The organism is Aporhodopirellula rubra (genome assembly GCF_014192335.1).
In the GTDB taxonomy this organism is placed as follows: domain Bacteria; phylum Planctomycetota; class Planctomycetia; order Pirellulales; family Pirellulaceae; genus Rhodopirellula; species Rhodopirellula rubra.
Genome location: NZ_JACHXU010000014.1, coordinates 127723 through 144445 on the forward strand (window position 1 = coordinate 127723; position 16723 = coordinate 144445).

The 16723-nt window shown below is 55.7% G+C and carries 14 protein-coding genes; 7 read left to right on the top strand and 7 right to left on the bottom strand.

Annotated features, from left to right (window positions below):
- Positions 1–54: 54 nt before the first annotated feature.
- Positions 55–2274, bottom strand: a complete 2220-nt coding sequence (locus FHS27_RS18770; RefSeq protein ID WP_184306416.1) for a serine/threonine protein kinase — start codon at positions 2272–2274, stop codon at positions 55–57.
- 317 nt (positions 2275–2591) lie between these two features.
- Here FHS27_RS18770 and FHS27_RS18775 point away from each other — a divergent pair, with 317 nt between their 5' ends.
- Entirely contained in the window at positions 2592–2960 is a 369-nt protein-coding gene (locus FHS27_RS18775; RefSeq protein WP_184306417.1) for a GxxExxY protein, read from the top strand.
- 1394 nt (positions 2961–4354) lie between these two features.
- Here FHS27_RS18775 and pstB read toward each other — a convergent pair.
- The 4 genes from pstB to pstS are packed head-to-tail and all read right to left on the bottom strand — an operon-like array spanning position 4355 to position 8208.
- Positions 4355–5185 (bottom strand): phosphate ABC transporter ATP-binding protein PstB, encoded by an 831-nt coding sequence (gene pstB / locus FHS27_RS18780; RefSeq protein ID WP_184306418.1) that lies wholly within the window; start codon positions 5183–5185, stop codon positions 4355–4357.
- 8 nt (positions 5186–5193) lie between these two features.
- A complete protein-coding gene (gene pstA, locus FHS27_RS18785) occupies positions 5194–6111 on the bottom strand; it encodes a phosphate ABC transporter permease PstA (protein WP_184306419.1) in 918 nt (305 codons plus the stop codon).
- Positions 6108–7085: a phosphate ABC transporter permease subunit PstC gene (gene pstC, locus FHS27_RS18790; RefSeq protein ID WP_184306420.1), complete on the bottom strand. Its 978-nt coding sequence runs from the start codon at positions 7083–7085 to the stop codon at positions 6108–6110. Before pstC ends, pstA begins: the two co-directional genes overlap by 4 nt.
- Positions 7086–7137: 52 nt before the next feature.
- On the bottom strand, positions 7138–8208 hold the full coding sequence (gene pstS / locus FHS27_RS18795) for a phosphate ABC transporter substrate-binding protein PstS (protein ID WP_184306421.1): 1071 nt from the start codon (positions 8206–8208) through the stop codon (positions 7138–7140).
- Positions 8209–8740: 532 nt separating this feature from the next.
- Here pstS and FHS27_RS18800 point away from each other — a divergent pair.
- From FHS27_RS18800 to FHS27_RS18815, 4 genes are all read left to right on the top strand, one after another.
- Positions 8741–9139 carry a hypothetical protein gene (locus FHS27_RS18800; RefSeq protein WP_184306422.1) on the top strand — a complete coding sequence of 133 codons (399 nt, stop codon included), beginning with the start codon at positions 8741–8743 and terminating at the stop codon, positions 9137–9139.
- Positions 9140–9361: 222 nt separating this feature from the next.
- The gene (locus FHS27_RS18805) at positions 9362–9991 is read left to right on the top strand and encodes an ECF-type sigma factor (protein WP_184306423.1); all 630 of its coding nucleotides are present in this window, start codon (positions 9362–9364) and stop codon (positions 9989–9991) included.
- A gap of 236 nt (positions 9992–10227) precedes the next feature.
- Positions 10228–10419: a hypothetical protein gene (locus FHS27_RS18810; protein ID WP_009099256.1), complete on the top strand. Its 192-nt coding sequence runs from the start codon at positions 10228–10230 to the stop codon at positions 10417–10419.
- 463 nt (positions 10420–10882) lie between these two features.
- Positions 10883–12442, top strand: a complete 1560-nt coding sequence (locus tag FHS27_RS18815; RefSeq protein ID WP_246420149.1) for a S10 family peptidase — start codon at positions 10883–10885, stop codon at positions 12440–12442.
- Between the two features lie 111 nt (positions 12443–12553).
- Here the strand turns inward: FHS27_RS18815 and FHS27_RS18820 are convergent, their stop codons facing one another.
- Together FHS27_RS18820 and FHS27_RS18825 are read right to left on the bottom strand one after the other, a co-directional pair.
- The gene (locus tag FHS27_RS18820; protein ID WP_184306425.1) at positions 12554–14362 is read right to left on the bottom strand and encodes a LamG-like jellyroll fold domain-containing protein; all 1809 of its coding nucleotides are present in this window, start codon (positions 14360–14362) and stop codon (positions 12554–12556) included.
- Positions 14359–14910, bottom strand: a complete 552-nt coding sequence (locus FHS27_RS18825; RefSeq protein WP_184306426.1) for a sigma-70 family RNA polymerase sigma factor — start codon at positions 14908–14910, stop codon at positions 14359–14361. The genes FHS27_RS18820 and FHS27_RS18825 overlap by 4 nt, the downstream gene beginning before the upstream one ends.
- A gap of 196 nt (positions 14911–15106) precedes the next feature.
- Here FHS27_RS18825 and FHS27_RS18830 point away from each other — a divergent pair, with 196 nt between their 5' ends.
- Both FHS27_RS18830 and FHS27_RS18835 read left to right on the top strand, forming a co-directional pair.
- On the top strand, positions 15107–15277 hold the full coding sequence (locus FHS27_RS18830) for a hypothetical protein (protein ID WP_009099271.1): 171 nt from the start codon (positions 15107–15109) through the stop codon (positions 15275–15277).
- A 131-nt stretch (positions 15278–15408) separates the two neighbouring features.
- Positions 15409–16668 carry a DUF1559 domain-containing protein gene (locus tag FHS27_RS18835; RefSeq protein WP_184306427.1) on the top strand — a complete coding sequence of 420 codons (1260 nt, stop codon included), beginning with the start codon at positions 15409–15411 and terminating at the stop codon, positions 16666–16668.
- Positions 16669–16723: the final 55 nt, after the last annotated feature.

The following is a 16723-nucleotide window of genomic DNA, read 5'->3' on the forward strand; positions in this document are numbered from 1 at the left end:
CCCGTTCGATGGGTGATCGCTTTTCTGGAGAAATTTTGTCGCGGTCGGGTCTGGTTACGATTCTTCGTCGGGAACGTGTTCGACCGTTTCCATAAGTGCGGCGGTTTTCTGAAGGCTCTGCGGACTCGGGGCGAGTGTTTGGGGGAGGTCGTTGGGGCTGGGCGTTTCACCCGACAGGTTCTCATCCCACCACTGCTTTGCGGATTCGCGAGTCCAGGTGGCTGCGACGGTGCAGGCCGCGAATTGATCTTCCAGCACTTCAGCGGTGGCCGGCCGATCTTCCGGTCGCTTGGCAAGACATTGCATGATCAACTGTTCGACGTCGTGGTTGACGACCACGCCTGCGCGTTGCGATGGCGATGTCGGTGTCTGCTCGGTGTGTTGCCTGCAAAGTTCGAGAATCGTGTTCCCATTGAAAACAGGTCCGCCGGTGAGCAAGTAGTAACCGACCGCGCCAACGGCGTACAGGTCGCTGCGTCCGTCTTGCTCTTTGCGTGCGATTGCTTCGGGCGACATGTACAGCGGCGTTCCGATCAGCGAACCGGCTAACGTGACCTCGCGTTGAACCTCTTGCGATTTGACCAAGCCGAAGTCCAGCAGTTTGACGAAATCTCGCATTCCGCCGCACTTGGTCAACATGATGTTCGCGGGCTTCACGTCGCGATGGATCAGGCCCATCGCGTGTGCCTCTGAGAGCGAACCGCAGAGCTGCTGCAGAATGTGGACGACTCGCTCCTGAGGTAGGCGACCAAAACGCGACACGACATCGTCCAATGAAATTCCGTCGAGATATTCCATCGCGTAGTAGAACACTCCTTCGGGCGTGCGTCCGTAGTCGTAAATCGCGATCGTGTTGGGGTGGGTTAGATGGCTGGTTAATTGAACTTCGCGTTCAAATCTGGCGATCGCTTGTTCGTTCGTGTTTTCGGCATGCAGCAGTTTCACTGCCGTCGGACGGTGGAGCATGTTGTGATGGGCACGGTAAACAACGCCCATGCCACCGGCGCCGAGTTTGTCGTCCAACGCGTATTGTCCCAATCGCCGGGCTTCGATCGCGGACCGTCGAGCGGTCAGTTCCAACCGGGACGCGTACATCGCGAGAGCTGCCAAAGCGATCGTCGTCAGGAGGAGGAAGCCTGCCAATACCGCGAAGGCACGGCGTAACGCATTGAGCGGTCGGAATGCCTCCGCCGCATCGACTTCCGTGACAACACCAATGGCGTATTCGGGGAGCCACGTCCATGCACCCACCACGGGAACGCCACGGTAATCACGGTACGAGTCAACATCGACGCCGCTTTCGCCCGCGATTGCAGAGACCGCCATCCGAGTCAATGGTTGGCTGGACCGACGCAATGTGGGACGCAGCCCCCGCGTCATGTCGACACCGGGATCACGCAGTTCGATGTTCAGAAGCGAACGCGTTTTGTCATCGTCGGTCAGCAACCCAAAGTCTTTGAGCTCTTCGTCAAATCGACTATTCGTGAGCAGGACGCCGTCGCGGTTGAAGGCGTAGGTTTCGCCGGTTTCGCCCGCTCGTGCCACACTCAATATTTTGGTGAACTCTTCTTCGGGACGAACTCGCAGGCAAAGGGCGGCGATCGTCTTTCCATCATCAGACGTAACAGGCGCGGCGATAAACATGACGGGAATTCCGGCACGTTGCGTTCCATCGATATCCGGCAACACAAGTTTGCTTTTCAAGGGCGGGATAACGAGAGTCTCGCCGTCAAAGATCGGCTCGAGGATCGGCATGAATGGCTGCGCCAGGTCAGGGTCGCCAATGCCATAGTCGTTATCGCCGGCCAAAATCAATCCGTCTCTACGGATCAGGAGGAAGCCTGGGACTTTGTGTGTTTCCAACCAGTCGTCAATTTTCTCACGAACTCCTTTCAGTTCCCGTGAAGAAACTAACCCTGCGGTCTTGGAAGCCCCCTCACTTTGATTCGCAATGGAATCGAGTGCCTGGATCTCGTCCCTGACGCGTTCATCGTTGGCCAGCACCATGGCGTTGGCCCGCTGTGCGGACAGCCAAAATTCCATCGCCGCGACATCCGCGTTGAGGATCGTCCGGAGTTGTTCGGCGAGATTCGTTTTCACCGCCGACTCGACCGAGGAGTACGTCAGCACGCCGACGACAATCAGCAGGCACGTCAGGAGGGCAAGAAAGAGCCATTGCCGGCCACGCGAGAACAAACCCGAGGCGAGTGCTGAGGTGGCAGCGAACGCGAACCGAGCGGTACGCGAATCCGAATGGGAGGAGCGAACGTTCATAGCACGAGCATACCGCAACAGCGACGGGCCGTGTGAAGTCCAAAAGACCGCCGGGCCCAGCCACACTACCCCGCTACACATTCGATCCGCGTTCCCCATGCTACGAACCGAGAACCAGATGTGATCGACTTTCAAACGCTCGAAGAAACGCGGATAGATGATGTCGTTGCTGCTACGAGAGTTTTGATCAAGTAACCGGCCATCGAGAAGCAGGCTGTCAGAACACCGAGGGCGACTTCGTGCGTGCTCGACGCTGGCTACGGTATACTTCGAGTGGATGTTGTGCAGCCACAGAGATCAATGAGGACACCGAGACGATGGCGAGAGATGAACTGACGGAGAAGGTCATTGGGGCCGCGATCGAGGTACATCGCATTTTGGGGCCTGGGCTTTTGGAATCAATCTATGAGGAAGCCTTGTGTCATGAGTTGCAGTTACGCGGTGTTGCTTGCGAACGTCAAAAGGAGGTAGACGTGATCTACAAGGAACGTGTCATCAAGGGGCAAAAGCTCGACGTTCTAGTTGAGGGCGAAATTGTTGTCGAACTGAAAGCGGTCGCTAAGCTTCCAAATGTCGCAATCGCACAAACCCTTTCGTATCTTAAATCAACGGGTTTGAAACGCGGTTTGCTTATCAATTTCAGTCAGGCAAAACTCATTGACGGCGTCAAACGCATTTCTCTGTGAGTTCCGTGTCCTCTGTGGCAAGATCCCACGGGCGTTTTGCTGGAGCGTGCTCGACGGGTGGGCAGGTTTTTGCCACAGAGATCACTGAGGACACAGAGAGGTTGATGATGTGCGAGTTGACCTCGCGAATTCCATGCTGCACCTTTGAGCGATTTTGAAATCACCTCATTCAATTCAACCGCATCGACGCACTCAGGCTGCTTTCTCTGTGAACTCTGTGCCCTCTGTGGCAAGATCCCACGGGCGTTTCGCTGGAGCTTGCGCGACGCGGGGGCTGGGTTTTTGCCACAGAGATCACTGAGGACACCGAGAGGTTGATGATGTGCGAGTTGACCTCGCGAATTCCATGCTGCACCCTTGAGCGATTTTGAAATCAGCTCATTCAAATCAAATGCATCGACACACTCAGGCTGCTTTCTCTGTGAACTCCGTGCCCTCTGTGGCAAGATTCCACGGGCACTTCGCTGGAGCGTGCTCGACGCGGGGCTGGTTTTTGCCACAGAGATCACTGAGGACACAGAGAGGTTGACGATGTGCGAGTTGACCTCGCGAATTCCATGCTGCACCTTTGAGCGATTTTTGAGCGATTTTGAAATTACCTCAATCAAATCAAATGCATCGACGCACTCAGGCTGCTTTCTCTGTGAACTCTGTGCCCTCTGTGGCGAGATTCCACGGGCACTTCGCTGGAGCGTGCTCGACGCGGGGGGGGGCCACAGAGATCACCGAGGACACCGAGAGGTTGGTGGCTCGCGAATTGGTCGCGGAATTTTCTAGTTGCGCGTTTGTGCGATTTTGAAATCACCTCAATCAATCCAAACGCACCGAAGCACTCAGGCTGCTTTCTCTGTGAACTCTGTGGCAAGATTTCACGGGCGATCCGCTGGAGCACGCTCGACGCGGGGTCTGGTTTTTGCCACAGAGATCACCGAGGACACCGAGAGATTGGTGAATCGCGGATTGGTCGCGGAATTTCATAATGACGCGTTTGAGCGATTTTGAAATCACCTCAATCAATGCAAACGCATCGAAGCACTCAGGCTGCTTTCTCTGTGAACTTTGTGCCCTCTGTGGCGAGATTCTACGGGAACTTCGCTGGAGCGTGCTCGACGCGGGGACTGGCTTTTGCCACAGAGATCACTGAGGACACAGAGAGGTTGACGATGTGCGAGTTGACCTCGCGAATTCCATGCTGCACCTTCGAGCGATTTTGAAATTACCTCAATCAAACCAAACTCATTGAAGAACTCAGGGTGCTTTCTCTGTGCACTCCGTGTTCTCGGTGGTTCAACTCCACGCCAGCTGACTTCAGATAATGCGATGTGAAATGGATCGAGCAGAAGCGAAGTCGCAGCTTATTGTGAGTCCTGTGCTATTTGGCGAGGCGATCTCGGTTAGCTGAATTCGCCTCGGATGTATTGTTTGGTGTATTCCTCTTTCGGGTCCGCGAAGAGTTGGTTGGTGTCTTCGTATTCGACGAGGTAGCCGGTGCGGGCGCCTTCGGTGGTGTCGACGTACATGAATGCCGTTTTGTCGGCGACCCGTTGGGCTTGTTGCAAGTTGTGGGTCACGACGGCAATCGTGTATTTCTCTTTGAGTTCGGTCATCAGTTCCTCGATGCGACGGGTCGCGATCGGGTCGAGGGCCGAGCAGGGTTCGTCCATCAGCAATACCGACGGTTCGGTCGCGATCGCACGTGCGATGCAGAGACGCTGTTGTTGTCCACCGGACAGTGACAGGCCGCTGTTCTTCAATTTGTCTTTGACTTCGTCCCAGAGCGCGGCGCCACGCAACGCGTTCTCGACCCGTTCGGGTATGTCGTCTTTCACACGGTTCAGACGGAGTCCGAAGGCGACGTTGTTGTAGATGCTCATCGCGAACGGGTTGGGTTGTTGGAACACCATTCCGATGTAGCGGCGAACCGCGACGGGATCGACGTTGCGATGATAGATGTCCTTGCCGCGGAAATGCACATGTCCTTCGAATCGGAAGCCACGCACCAGGTCGTTCATGCGATTGAGGCAGCGAAGCGCTGTGCTCTTGCCACATCCCGATGGGCCGATGAACGCGGTGATCTGTCCTTGTTCGACCGGAATATGACTGTCCCGGACCGCACGGAACTTGCCGTAGTAAAGGTTTTTGATTTTGCAGTCGATGACGATGTTCTTCCCATTGGATTCGATCGTCGCGGTGCTTTCGCAGTTCAATACGTTTGCTGTAGCCATAGGTTTTACTATCTCGTTACTCGTTTGCGTGAAAGCACCTGACCAACAATGTTGATGACCAGGACGATAAGCACCAAAACCAAAGCGGCGGCCCACGCCAGTTCGATCTGGCTTTCGAACGGGACACCGGAAAAGTTGAAGATGAGGACGGCCAGGGATGCGGTCGGTTCCATCAATGCGAGACTTCCGTCCTGCACGATCCAGTAGTTGCTATTCAAGGCCGTGAATAGCAGAGGCGCTGTTTCGCCGGCGGCTCTCGCGACCGCCAACATGACGCCGGTTAACATGCCCGGCATCGCCGTCGGCAAGATCACTCGCCAGACGACCTGAGTTTGAGTTGCCCCCATTCCGATCGCCGCTTCTTTCATCTTTTGCGGCACCATCTTGATCGACTCTTCAGCCGTCAACATGACGATCGGTAACATCAAGATCGAGAGGGCGATTCCTCCGGCGGGTGCGGAGTAGGTTCCCGTCAACAAGACGACCGCGGCATAGGCGAACACGCCCGCAAGAATCGAAGGGAAGCCGGTAAGCAGTTTGGCGCAGAACCGTACCGCGGATGCTGTTTTACTCTTCGGACCAAACTCGGCCAGGAACACGGCCGCCAGGATTCCAAACGGGACCGCAATCAACGCCGCGATTCCGACCATCGTGAGTGTGCCGACGATCGCGTTGCCAAATCCGCCACCGCTTTCGAACGCCGATGGTGGCGTTTCGGTCAGCAGGCTGAGGCTCAATCGTTTACCGCCGCGGTAGATCAGCATGAACAATACTGAGAACAACGGGATACAGGCGACAACGGTTACAACTCCCGTCATCAAACTCAGGAATGCACTGAGTAGCGTTCGCGGGTGCCGAAGCGATCGTTCCAAACGTGGGAAGTCAACGTCCGCGAACGATTCGGAGATTTCAATTTCATCGTTCATCGCGCGACTCCCGATAGACGACGTGAGGCGCGATTCATGATTGCGGTTCCCAAGAGATTGACCAGCAACGTGATCGCCATCAGGATCAATGCGGCGTACATCAACACGCCCTCTTCTTGCTTGCCGGCTTCGGGAAAGTTATTCGCCAGCAGAGCAGCCAGCGTGTTTGCGGGCGAAAAAAGCGAGAGGCTGACTTGGTTCGAATTGCCGACCAACATCGCTAATGCCATCGTCTCGCCCAACGCTCGGCCGAAACCGAGCACGAGTGCACCAAAGATGCCCGTTGCGGAGGTCGGAATGATCACCCCGACGATCGCCTCCCATCGGGTTGCTCCCAATCCGAACGCAGCCTCTTTGAGTTTGTGCGGCACCGAACTGATCGCATCGCGCGACACCGCCGAGATCGTCGGCAGTACCATGATCGACAACACCATCGCTGCGGGCAGCATGCCCGGACCGCTCAATGATGTTTCAAAGAATGGGATCCAACCGAGGTGTTCGTGAATCCAGTTCGCCGTGGGGCGAATCGCCGGGATGACGACATAGATGCCCCACAATCCGTAGACCACGCTGGGGATCGCGGCCAACAACTCGACAATGTTCTTAAACACCAACTCCAACTTGGGAGACAGAAAGTCTTGGGTGAGAAAGATGGCGATCGAGACGCCAAAGAAGCCGCCGATCATCAACGCCAATATGGCGCTGTAGAGTGTGCCCCAAATTTCCGGAAACACGCCAAACTCGCCACGGTTGGCATCCCAGGTCGTGCCGGTGATGAATCCGACGCCATACTCTTTGACCGCGGGCGCCGCTTTTCCGGCGATCTCATACAGAATGTACAAGACCAGGAAAATGGTCATCCAGGAGAACATGTACGTCATTCCCCGGAAGGTACGGTCGCCCGCAACGTCGAGACTCGAAGGAGGTGATGCAACCGAATCGGTCGGAACATCACCCTCCAAAGTAATAGCCATTAATAAACCGTTTTATCGCGTAGCGTGGCGAGCGTCGTGGGGAGACAATCAACTACTGAATGTTATCCAACGCAGCGGTCACTTTTTCGACGACGTTTTCAGGAAGCGGCACGTATCCCATTTCGTCGCTGATCTTTTGGCCTTCGGTCAAGCAATAACGCACGGCGTTCTTGAGGACTTCGGCCTTCTTCGGATCGTCGTACTTCTTGTAGCACAGCAACCATGTGTAAGAAACGATTGGGTAGGCGTCTTCGCCTTCGGGATCGGGCAACCAGGCTCGAAGGTCTTCAGGCATCTTGACGTTGGCCAAGGCAGCCTGACCGCTCTCGAGCGACGGTTGGATGAACTTGCCCGATTGGTTTTCGAGGCTGACCATTGGGATCTTGGTCAACTTGGCATAGCCGTACTCGATGTATCCGATCGCACCTGGGGTTTGTTTGATCGTTGCGGTGACGCCGTCGTTCTTAGGTGCGGCGATGAACTTGTCGCTGTTCGGCCAAACCACCGTCTTCCCGGTACCCGGACCGTTCTTCCACTCTTCGCTGATCGTGCTGAGGTGTTGAGTGAACACGTAGGTAGTTCCGCTGCTGTCGGCACGACGGGCAACGGTGATGTCCATCTCAGGAAGATCGATGCCTTCGTTCGTTTTCACGATCGCGGGATCATTCCACTTCGTGATTTTGCCGAGCAAGATTCCGACGTAGGCTTCGCGTGAGAGTTTCAGTCCGTCAACGCCTTCGAGGTTGTATGCCAACACGACTTCGCCGGCGGTCATTGGCAACAGTTGAACGCCCTTGTCGACCTGGGCAATTTCGTCGTCCTTCATTGCCGCGTCGCTGGCGCCGAAGTCGGTGGTGCCGTTGATGAAGTCTTTGATGCCCGCACCGCTACCTTTGGCCTGGTAATCGATTTTTACGCCATCGGTGCTCTCGCTGTATTCTTTGAACCAACGGTCGTAGAGCGGGTAAGGGAAACTCGCGCCGGAACCGGTCAGTTTGACGTTTTCGGTCGATGCCGGCATATCGCCGGATCCATCGGGATCGGTCGAGGTGTTCGATGAACTGCAGCCGACGAACAGAGCCGCCATGCATGCGAGTAGGAGTGGCGAGGTTGCTTTGGACATGTTGGTTTGCTCCGCACTGGGGGGTGATGCTAAGGCGGCATTATCAACAGCGATCCTTTTTCGTTGCAATTACTTAACTCCGTGATACGGCTGCATTTGACCAAGCTTAATTGCATCTTCACATTCTCCTCGCATGCCTCGGAGAGGTTTGACAGTCGGGCAATATCTATGGCCCGATTGACTCCCACGAAGACTCAATGATGTCATCACGCGAGGATGCCATACGACCGTTGCCGTAGGGCGGCGCGGTCCGAGTGGTGTCTTCACCTGCGGAAGTTTTGCAAGGATGGTTTCGCCGACTTTATAGGGCGAGGAGAGCGGGAACTGTCACGTTGGTCGGCGCTGTGGTGCGAACGAAACTGGAGGAGCCTCACGGTCGGCGCGCCGCGAGGACGATCGCGACGGCGGATTCACACGAAAAATTTTTGACTTTCGTGAGCCGCCGGGATGGCGAAATCCCATGTAGTGAATAGATCGGCCCCACCTTCTTGTGCCGACGACTCCACCCACCTTTCACGAAAAGGATTCAATCATGAAGTTGCTTGCCATTTTGATCGCCGGTGCTGTTTGTTTCGCAGGGACCGCGAAGGCCGACTACCCCCACTTCCACCGTTTCCACGGTGGATTCGTGACGCCGAATCAAATCTCAGGTTTCAACCCGGCAACCGGGGGAATCCACACTCACAACACGCAAATCAACGACAGCGCGTTCGACTGGAATCGAAACGGGAGTCGTTTCAACGGAACTCAGCGTTATGTGGTCCGACCCGTCTACGACCAATGGGGGCGGCAAATCGGCGTCAAGAGCGGCATGGTTTGGAATAACAGCGTGACCGGACAGGAACATGGGAATCTACAGAGTCACACGAGCAATGGGCTCGGCGGAGTGCACACTCAGAACCATTTCTACTCCGCCCCGCCCCGACAATAGGTGGCCGTGCCGGAGATGCTAATCGCGACCGCGCCCCAATCGACATGTTGGGGCGCGGAAGCAAGGTCGCTAAGTCGGGAAGGTCACCGACGGCACGGCATCTGACGCCGCTCTTGGCGAGTTTCGCTCTCCAAATACTGAGGTTTCTCAGTTCGATTTCCGCCGAGCAGACGGACTCGCCTGTTCTCCTCTCTGTCATTCGTTCGCCAATGGAAATTTCGCATGTCTGTTGAACTCGAAAAATCGAATCCTTGTATTTCAATCGAAGACGAGACCATCGATTGGATCCGCCAACTCGAAGCGGGCGATCAAGTCGCTGCGGCTAAGATCTGGGATGCCTATGCACCAAGGCTTCAGGCGTACGCGCGGCGAAAGCTCGACGGGATGCCGTGCCGCGACAGCGACGAGGAAGATGTTGTGGTCAGCGCGATGAACAGCTTTTTCCGTGCGGCGCGAGACGGACGCATGCGACCGCAAAACGGCAGCGAACTCTGGAAACTGTTGGCGACGTTCACCGTTCGCAAGGCCTCAACACGCCTGCGACAATATTACGCAAAGAAACGAGGCGGCGGCTTGGTGCGAGGTGAATCGGTGTTCATCAATCCGAGCGAACCGACAAATGCGTCGCCGGGATTGTCGCAAATCACTGCGGACGAGGAGGTCCCGGAACTGATCGACGAACTGCTCGCTCTGTGCGAGACTCGGTTGGGGGAATTACCCAACGCGTTGCTTCGGCAAATCGCATCTTTGAGGCTGCAGGGATACGAAACCAACGAAATCGCGGAGGCGGTCGAATGCAGCCCCGCGACGGTAAAACGCAAGCTCGCGGCGATTCGCGAACAGTGGACGTGAGTCTGTTTGTTTGCGTCGGCGTATTGGTATGGTCCGGTCAGACACGATTCGCATCGTCTATTGAGCACGCGATTCCGCGAGTCGCTGGGGCACGGTGTCGACACCGTGGCGACGCGTTGGCTGTATGGGGAAATGGCGATTTGGCGTATACTCAGGTTCCGGCGACGGGATCGAGCGTGCCCTTCCTCACTGCACGCAGTCCCTTCACCTCATCGTTGGGCACCTCGAGAGAAACAATGGAACAATTCAAAGGTTTGTGGCGCGACACCAAATTCGTTTGGATCGGCTTCGTTGCGATGACGTTGGCGATCGCAATTTTTGGCTCGTGGTACTACCTGTTGCTTTTGCCATGCCTGCCGGTTTCGTTCGTTTACTTTGCATTTATTCGGTACGACGAAGAAGGTAATGAAAAAGGCGATTTTACCTGATCGGTTCGGCGGGCACTGAACGGGACCGGGACGTCGTACCGGCGTTCTCGCAGTGCTGACATGTTCGCTCTTAAAAAATTCTTACGCGTATCTGCCGGGGCTCGCTCTTCTGTCGTGCTGGTCTCTGAGTCGGTCTGACTTGTTTTTCTCACGTCGATTTTGTCGTCCCGTTCGGCCGGTGTGCGCACTCTTTCTGCCAGGGTCGCCGACGCGCACGAAAAGGGGGACACGAACGTTCCATGTGACAACCGGGCTCGTTTCTGAGGCGAGTGAAAGCGGCGTGGTGAACGGGCGATGCCATCACGGTATGGGATCCGAAAATATCCTTGTCGAGGCGGTAGCGTTTTTCGAGGCGTTTGATATCCGACCCGGCGGATGTCAAGCCAAATTGTTGAGCTACAATTGCACCTGCTTCGGTACCGAGATGCAGATGTCTCGGTCGCTTCCCCTCGAAAAGAATGTCATGCGCCGCACCCTCACGTTAATCCTGTTCGTCGGATTTGCCTCGATCTTCGTACTTGGAAACGGTTCTCCCGCTCTCGCGCAATCTAAGAAGGCGTCAGAGAAAGCGGAAACCAAAGAAGGAGGCGAGAAGGACGCCGACGAGAGTGACGTTTCGGAGCCATCGGTGACTCACGGCACGGTCAAAATCGACGGCAAAGACGTGGCGTACACCGCGACGGCGGGCAAGATGGTGATGAAGGATGACGGCGGTGAAGAAAAGGCACACGTATTCTATGTCGCGTACAGCCTCGACGATGCCGATGCGTCCAAGCGTCCCGTCACTTACTGCTTCAACGGTGGACCGGGATCGTCTTCGGTTTGGCTGCATTTGGGGATGCTCGGTCCACGGCGTATCAAACTCAATGATGATGCCAAACCGATTCGCCCACCTCACGAATTGATCGCCAACGAATTCTCATTGCTCGATAAGACCGATCTCGTATTTATCGATCCCGTTAGCACCGGTTTCAGCCGTCCGGCGAAGGGGCAGAACAAGAATCAATTTCATGGATACGACGAAGACCTTCGCAGCATCGGTAAATTCATTCACGATTACACGACCAAATTCGGGCGTTGGGCGTCGCCGAAATTCTTGCTGGGCGAAAGCTACGGTGGATTAAGAGCGGCCGGACTCAGCGGAGAGCTACAGAACCGCTATCACATGTACCTCAACGGTATCGTGTTGGTTTCGGCCGTGGTTGATTTCCAAACCCTGCGAGCGGCGGGGAACAACGACATTGCCTATACGCTCTTCCTGCCTTCGTTCTCGGCGACGGCCTGGTATCACGACGCGTTGCCCGAACACCTGCAATCGCAAACCGTCGAGAAGGTTGTCGAAGAGGCAGAGCAGTTTGCAAAGGGTCCGTACATGCAAGCGTTGCTTGCCGGCGATTCGCTGCCGGACGAACAACGTAAACTGGTGACGGCTCGCATGTCAGAATTGACCGGGTTGTCATCGGACTACATCGACCGCGCCAACCTGCGAGTCAACATGGGGCAGTTCGGCAAGGAGTTGCTGCGTTCGCGTCGCCGCGTTATCGGGCGTTTCGATGGTCGCTATACGGGAATCGACAGCGATCATGTCGGTGAATCGGCGGAGCATGACCCGAGTGCCTCGGCCGTGTTCGGTCCGTTTACGTCAGCGATGAACCAATACCTGCGAGACGAATTGGAAGTCAACGAAGACCGCGTGTACGAAATTTTGACCTCGAAAGTACACCCGTGGGACTACAGCGAATTCGCCAACCGTTTCGTCGATGCGTCGGCCACTCTCCGTAAAGCGATGACCGACAATCCGTACCTGCGGGTCTACGCCGCATGTGGGTACTATGATCTGGCAACCCCTTCGTTTGCGATGGAACACACCCGTGATCATCTGGGATTGCCGGCGGAGTTGCGAAGCAATTTCGAAATGGGGTTCTATCACGCCGGTCACATGATGTACGTCCACGAGCCGTCGTTGATCAAATTGCGAAAAGACTTGATCAAGTTCTACGACGCTGCACTCGGCGATGAATAGTCTGCGGCGTCGTTCGGTTCAACAGCGGTGACACAGAGCCAAGCGTTAACGCAGAGCCAAACCGTGACACAGGTCTGAACAGTACGTTCGTGGTGTGTCATGGTTAGAAACTCAATCGATCGAATTTATCAACCGGTAGTGCTCCGCAATTTCTTCAGGCGTCAGAGCACGCCCGTAAACGGCAAACTCATCCATCGCTCCTGAGAACTGTCGCCAGGCTTCGTTCGCGGTCAGTTGTCCGACCACGATTTGGAAGTCACCCTCGCTGTTCACGCTGCCTTCGGGTAAGACGACCTGACGCACTTTCTGGCCATTGATGTGAATCTCCATCGCGTCAAAGGTTTTGACCGCGACGACGTGGTGCCACTGTCCGGGGACGCACATTCCTGGTGAGAACGCGTTTTTACCGATTTCGTATTCGCCGTTGGGTGGCGTGCGGTGGAGGAAACGCACGGCACCGGGTTCGTGGATCATGAAAGTGTCCGTGACGATCTCAATGACGTTGAGGAAGATTCGCGGGTCACGCCTCGATTCGGGGAAAATGCCCAAGCACGTCGCGTGCTGCAGATCATCGGGCTTCATCCAGAATTCGATCGAGTACGGATTCTCATTGAACGACTGCAACGCGTCGTCGGTCATCAGATAGCGTTTGACGTCGCTGCGTTGGAAGCGCACGTAGCCGTTCTCGATGCGAATGTTCTCGTTCGATTCACCTTGCCCGATTAAGCGAGCAAAGTGAGCGTCGCCCATTTCGTTTCGAACGCGTTCGGCGTTGTTCTCTTCGAAACGCCAGTAAACCAGTGGTTCATCGTCGCGAACTCGCGCGGCGTATTCGTACGATAGCCCGAGCGCTGAGTCATCGTATCCCGAGATAATGGGAAGATCCTTCCCGCCGGACGCGACTTGTTGCAGTTCATCGTCGTCGCGATTCACTCGGACGCGTGAGGCTTCTTGAACGCGTTGGCTGGAGAGCGTGTTTCCGTCGTCGCCGATTAGCGAAAGCTCAACCTCGCCGCTGAGCACCTCGACTTCCGAGACACCTGAAGGAGTCACGCGGACGCCGAATTCGGTACCGAGATCGACGATTGCCGCTTGAGGGGCGTTGATCACGAATCCTTGTGCCCGTTTCGGCACGTGAGCACTGACCGCGCCCGAGATCAGTGTGGCTGCTTCTTTGGAGTGAATCTGCAATTCGGCTGGACCGTCCAGGGCGACGACGGCGCCACTCATGAACTCCATCTGCACCGAACCTTGCGGCAACGTCAGCGTCCCCGCCGTGAGCCGACGGCCGACAGCGAGATTCGGACTGACGTTTCCATCCAATCGTACGACAACGGCCGCGATCGGCAATAATTCGTCTTTGCCATAACCGCTGACAAAAAGCTCTGCCTGTGTCTCGGTAGGCTGATCGTCGCTAGTGAGCGTGTTAGGCGAGGGCGGCACGGCGTCGGCGAGCTGATCATCGCGAGAGTCTTCGTGCGGGAGGAGTGCGACGTCGGCCCCTTTCTCACCACTGCGTGAGAGCGAAACCCAGAGTCCAGCCGAGAGCCCGCCGATGACCAGCACGAGAAAAGCCACGAGGTTTTGTAAGCCAAACGTTCCACCGGAGAAGATCGGTGAGATCCTCGGAGTCGATTTAGTTTCGGTTGGTCGTTCAGGTTGTCTTGTCTCGCGTGGACCCGGACCAGGCAGGCGTTCGCTCAAATGGTTGATCGCATTCTCATCAACGGCTCCCCAGGCTTGCGTGAGTTCAGCGTGAAGTTGCAGATACGCTAGATAATGAGACTGTGTCTCGGGCGAACGTTGCAGGATCGTTGCGAGTTCCTGCTCTTCGTTGGTGTCTAGCCGGGATTCGACGAAACGCGGCAGCAACTCGTTGAGACGTTGAAAATCGTCCGAGTGTTGTGGACGCGTATTCATCGTGGGGGCTCGGTGGAAAGTTTTGATTCGACACAGGTCAGCAGTTTTTCTCGAACGCGGTGCAGCATCAGGCTGACGGCGTTGGCTGATTTATCCAGTTCGCCGGCGATCGCCTTCACCGAGAGCGACTCCGCGTAACGTTGAATGACCAGTTTGCGTTGCACGGGCATCAGGCTCACTAAGCACTCTTGAAGTGCGGTCTCGCGGAGGCGGCAGACTTCGTTGGTGAACATTTCCGAATCCAAGCGATCCAGAGACGCGGCGAGGTCGGCGGGGAAAACCAATCGATCGCGTGACTGCCGTTTGCGAAATGCCATGGTTTGATAGCGGGCGATCGTGAAAGCCCAGGCCATGAAATCTGTTCCTTCGTCAAACTTATTGGCGTCGCGACAGATAACCAGATTGACCTCCTGCAGGACTTCGTGAGCGTGGTCCGGGTTGCCCAATCGTTTCAGCAAAAAACTGAGCAGACGTGGCTGCGCCTCGGTGAGTCGTAGCACCCACTCGGTGGTGAGTTCGATCTTTTCGGGAGGGGTGTCTCTAGCCATGGCATCCTATTGATAGCGTGAGGAGGCGAAATCTTTCACGAAAAGCGAACGTTATCGAAAAATAGAAAAAACGTAATTTGAGCCCGAAAGATTCGAAAAGACCAGGCTATTTCCACCCACATACTTCAGCGGGCTTTTCCTACACCTTGTTTCGCTTGCCCCTGTTTCATTTCTAGTATCGCAAAGGTTTTGATTGATGCCCAAACGCATTGTATTTGCCGTTTTCGTTTCGTTGGTTGCGTTTGCCGGTCTAGGGGTGACGGGATGCTCGGAGCCACAAAACGAGGTGATCGACCAGTCGTCGTTCGATCAGACGGCCCGCGAAGATTACGAAGCTGCCATGAACACGCCGGCGGACGGAATTTGATTTCTCTGGTGGGGCATCGTGTTCGGCTTTTGTATGTAACTTCGCTGGCGTTCGGCGAAGTTCTCACGCCTGTTTGGGTGTGTTTTTTAGTGATTCTTTTCTGTTTAAGTTTCTAGTTTTGTGAGTGTATCATGCTAAATGTTCGAAAAAGACGCGCGTTCACGCTGGTTGAATTGCTCGTCGTGATCGCGATTATCGGAGTGTTGGTTGGCCTCCTGTTGCCGGCTGTTCAAGCGGCACGTGAAGCCGCACGTCGGATGAGTTGCAGTAATAATTTCAAGCAAATCGGATTGGCGATCCACAATTACCACAGCGCCTACAATCAGTTACCAACCAACCACACCGGAACGGATCGTGCGTCCAATGGCGACGTTTCGGTAAACAGCAATCGTCGTTTCCTAAGTTGGTTGGTTCCGATCCTTCCGTTTGTTGAACAACAAGCGTTGTGGGAGCACATTTCCAATCCGAGCCAGGAAACCACGCCGGGCACGACCATGTCGACTGCCACGCTGAACGGGACCTGGCCATCGATGGGCCCCGTGCCGTGGGAGTCACGTTACGTTCCTTGGGCGACTCAAGTTTCGTCGTATCGCTGCCCGAGTGACCCCGCAAACCTTCCTGGTGTTGCGACCGGACGGACGAATTATGCGGCATCGTTGGGTGACACGATCGACTCATGTTACTACGGAGGACGCAACGAAGTAGGAGCGTATCAGCAACCATCAAACTACTCGCGTAACAGTGACGGTGACATGACTCTGCGTGCCCGTGCGTCATACCGGGGATTCTTCTGGAGCCGGCATCGAGTTGGATTCCGTGATTGCCTCGATGGATTGTCCAACACGATCGCCGGTGGCGAAATCTGCACGTCGCTCGGCGCACGTGAAACGCGTGCGGACTGGGTTCGCAACGTTTCGATGCGAGGTGACGGAAGTTGGGACGGTGCCGGAGAACCTATCCGTTGCAAACAGGGAGCCCACATCGACGCCGCCCGCCCATCGTTCTACACGTCAGGGGCCAGCGTTGAGACGAACCCTTTGAACTCGCGTGGTTGTCGTTGGGCCGATGGTCGTTTGACGTACACAGCGGTCCAAACGATCTTGCCACCGAACAGTGCGAACTGTTCCCGAGGATCGAGCGACGGGAACGATTACTTCATCTCAACGGTAGGCAGTCGCCACCAGGGCGGAGCTCACGTTTTGATGGGTGACGGTGCGGTCAAATTCATCACCGACAGTATCGAAACCGGTGACTTGAGCGATAACGCCGTCGTGGCGTCGTTCAGCGGCCACACGTCCAACCCGAACTTGGCCGGTGCGCAAAGCCCATACGGGCTCTGGGGAGCACTCGGAACTCGGGCGGCAAAGGAAGTGATCGAATCAGAATTCTGATTCATTTCACGGTTTAGTATCGCGAGAGATAGCCAAATTCGGTTTGGCTATCTCT

Excerpts from the sequence above, each read along its gene's own strand:
- FHS27_RS18835 (WP_184306427.1), top strand. The coding sequence starts at position 15,409 with ATGCTAAATGTTCGAAAAAGACGCGCGTTCACGCTGGTTGAATTGCTC.
- FHS27_RS18830 (WP_009099271.1), top strand. The coding sequence starts at position 15,107 with ATGCCCAAACGCATTGTATTTGCCGTTTTCGTTTCGTTGGTTGCGTTT.
- FHS27_RS18805 (WP_184306423.1), top strand. The coding sequence starts at position 9,362 with ATGTCTGTTGAACTCGAAAAATCGAATCCTTGTATTTCAATCGAAGAC.
- FHS27_RS18810 (WP_009099256.1), top strand. The coding sequence starts at position 10,228 with ATGGAACAATTCAAAGGTTTGTGGCGCGACACCAAATTCGTTTGGATC.
- FHS27_RS18825 (WP_184306426.1), bottom strand. The coding sequence starts at position 14,910 with ATGGCTAGAGACACCCCTCCCGAAAAGATCGAACTCACCACCGAGTGG.
- pstC (WP_184306420.1), bottom strand. The coding sequence starts at position 7,085 with ATGGCTATTACTTTGGAGGGTGATGTTCCGACCGATTCGGTTGCATCA.
- pstA (WP_184306419.1), bottom strand. The coding sequence starts at position 6,111 with ATGAACGATGAAATTGAAATCTCCGAATCGTTCGCGGACGTTGACTTC.
- FHS27_RS18815 (WP_246420149.1), top strand. The coding sequence starts at position 10,883 with ATGCGCCGCACCCTCACGTTAATCCTGTTCGTCGGATTTGCCTCGATC.
- pstB (WP_184306418.1), bottom strand. The coding sequence starts at position 5,185 with ATGGCTACAGCAAACGTATTGAACTGCGAAAGCACCGCGACGATCGAA.
- pstS (WP_184306421.1), bottom strand. The coding sequence starts at position 8,208 with ATGTCCAAAGCAACCTCGCCACTCCTACTCGCATGCATGGCGGCTCTG.
- FHS27_RS18820 (WP_184306425.1), bottom strand. The coding sequence starts at position 14,362 with ATGAATACGCGTCCACAACACTCGGACGATTTTCAACGTCTCAACGAG.
- FHS27_RS18775 (WP_184306417.1), top strand. The coding sequence starts at position 2,592 with ATGGCGAGAGATGAACTGACGGAGAAGGTCATTGGGGCCGCGATCGAG.
- FHS27_RS18770 (WP_184306416.1), bottom strand. The coding sequence starts at position 2,274 with ATGAACGTTCGCTCCTCCCATTCGGATTCGCGTACCGCTCGGTTCGCG.
- FHS27_RS18800 (WP_184306422.1), top strand. The coding sequence starts at position 8,741 with ATGAAGTTGCTTGCCATTTTGATCGCCGGTGCTGTTTGTTTCGCAGGG.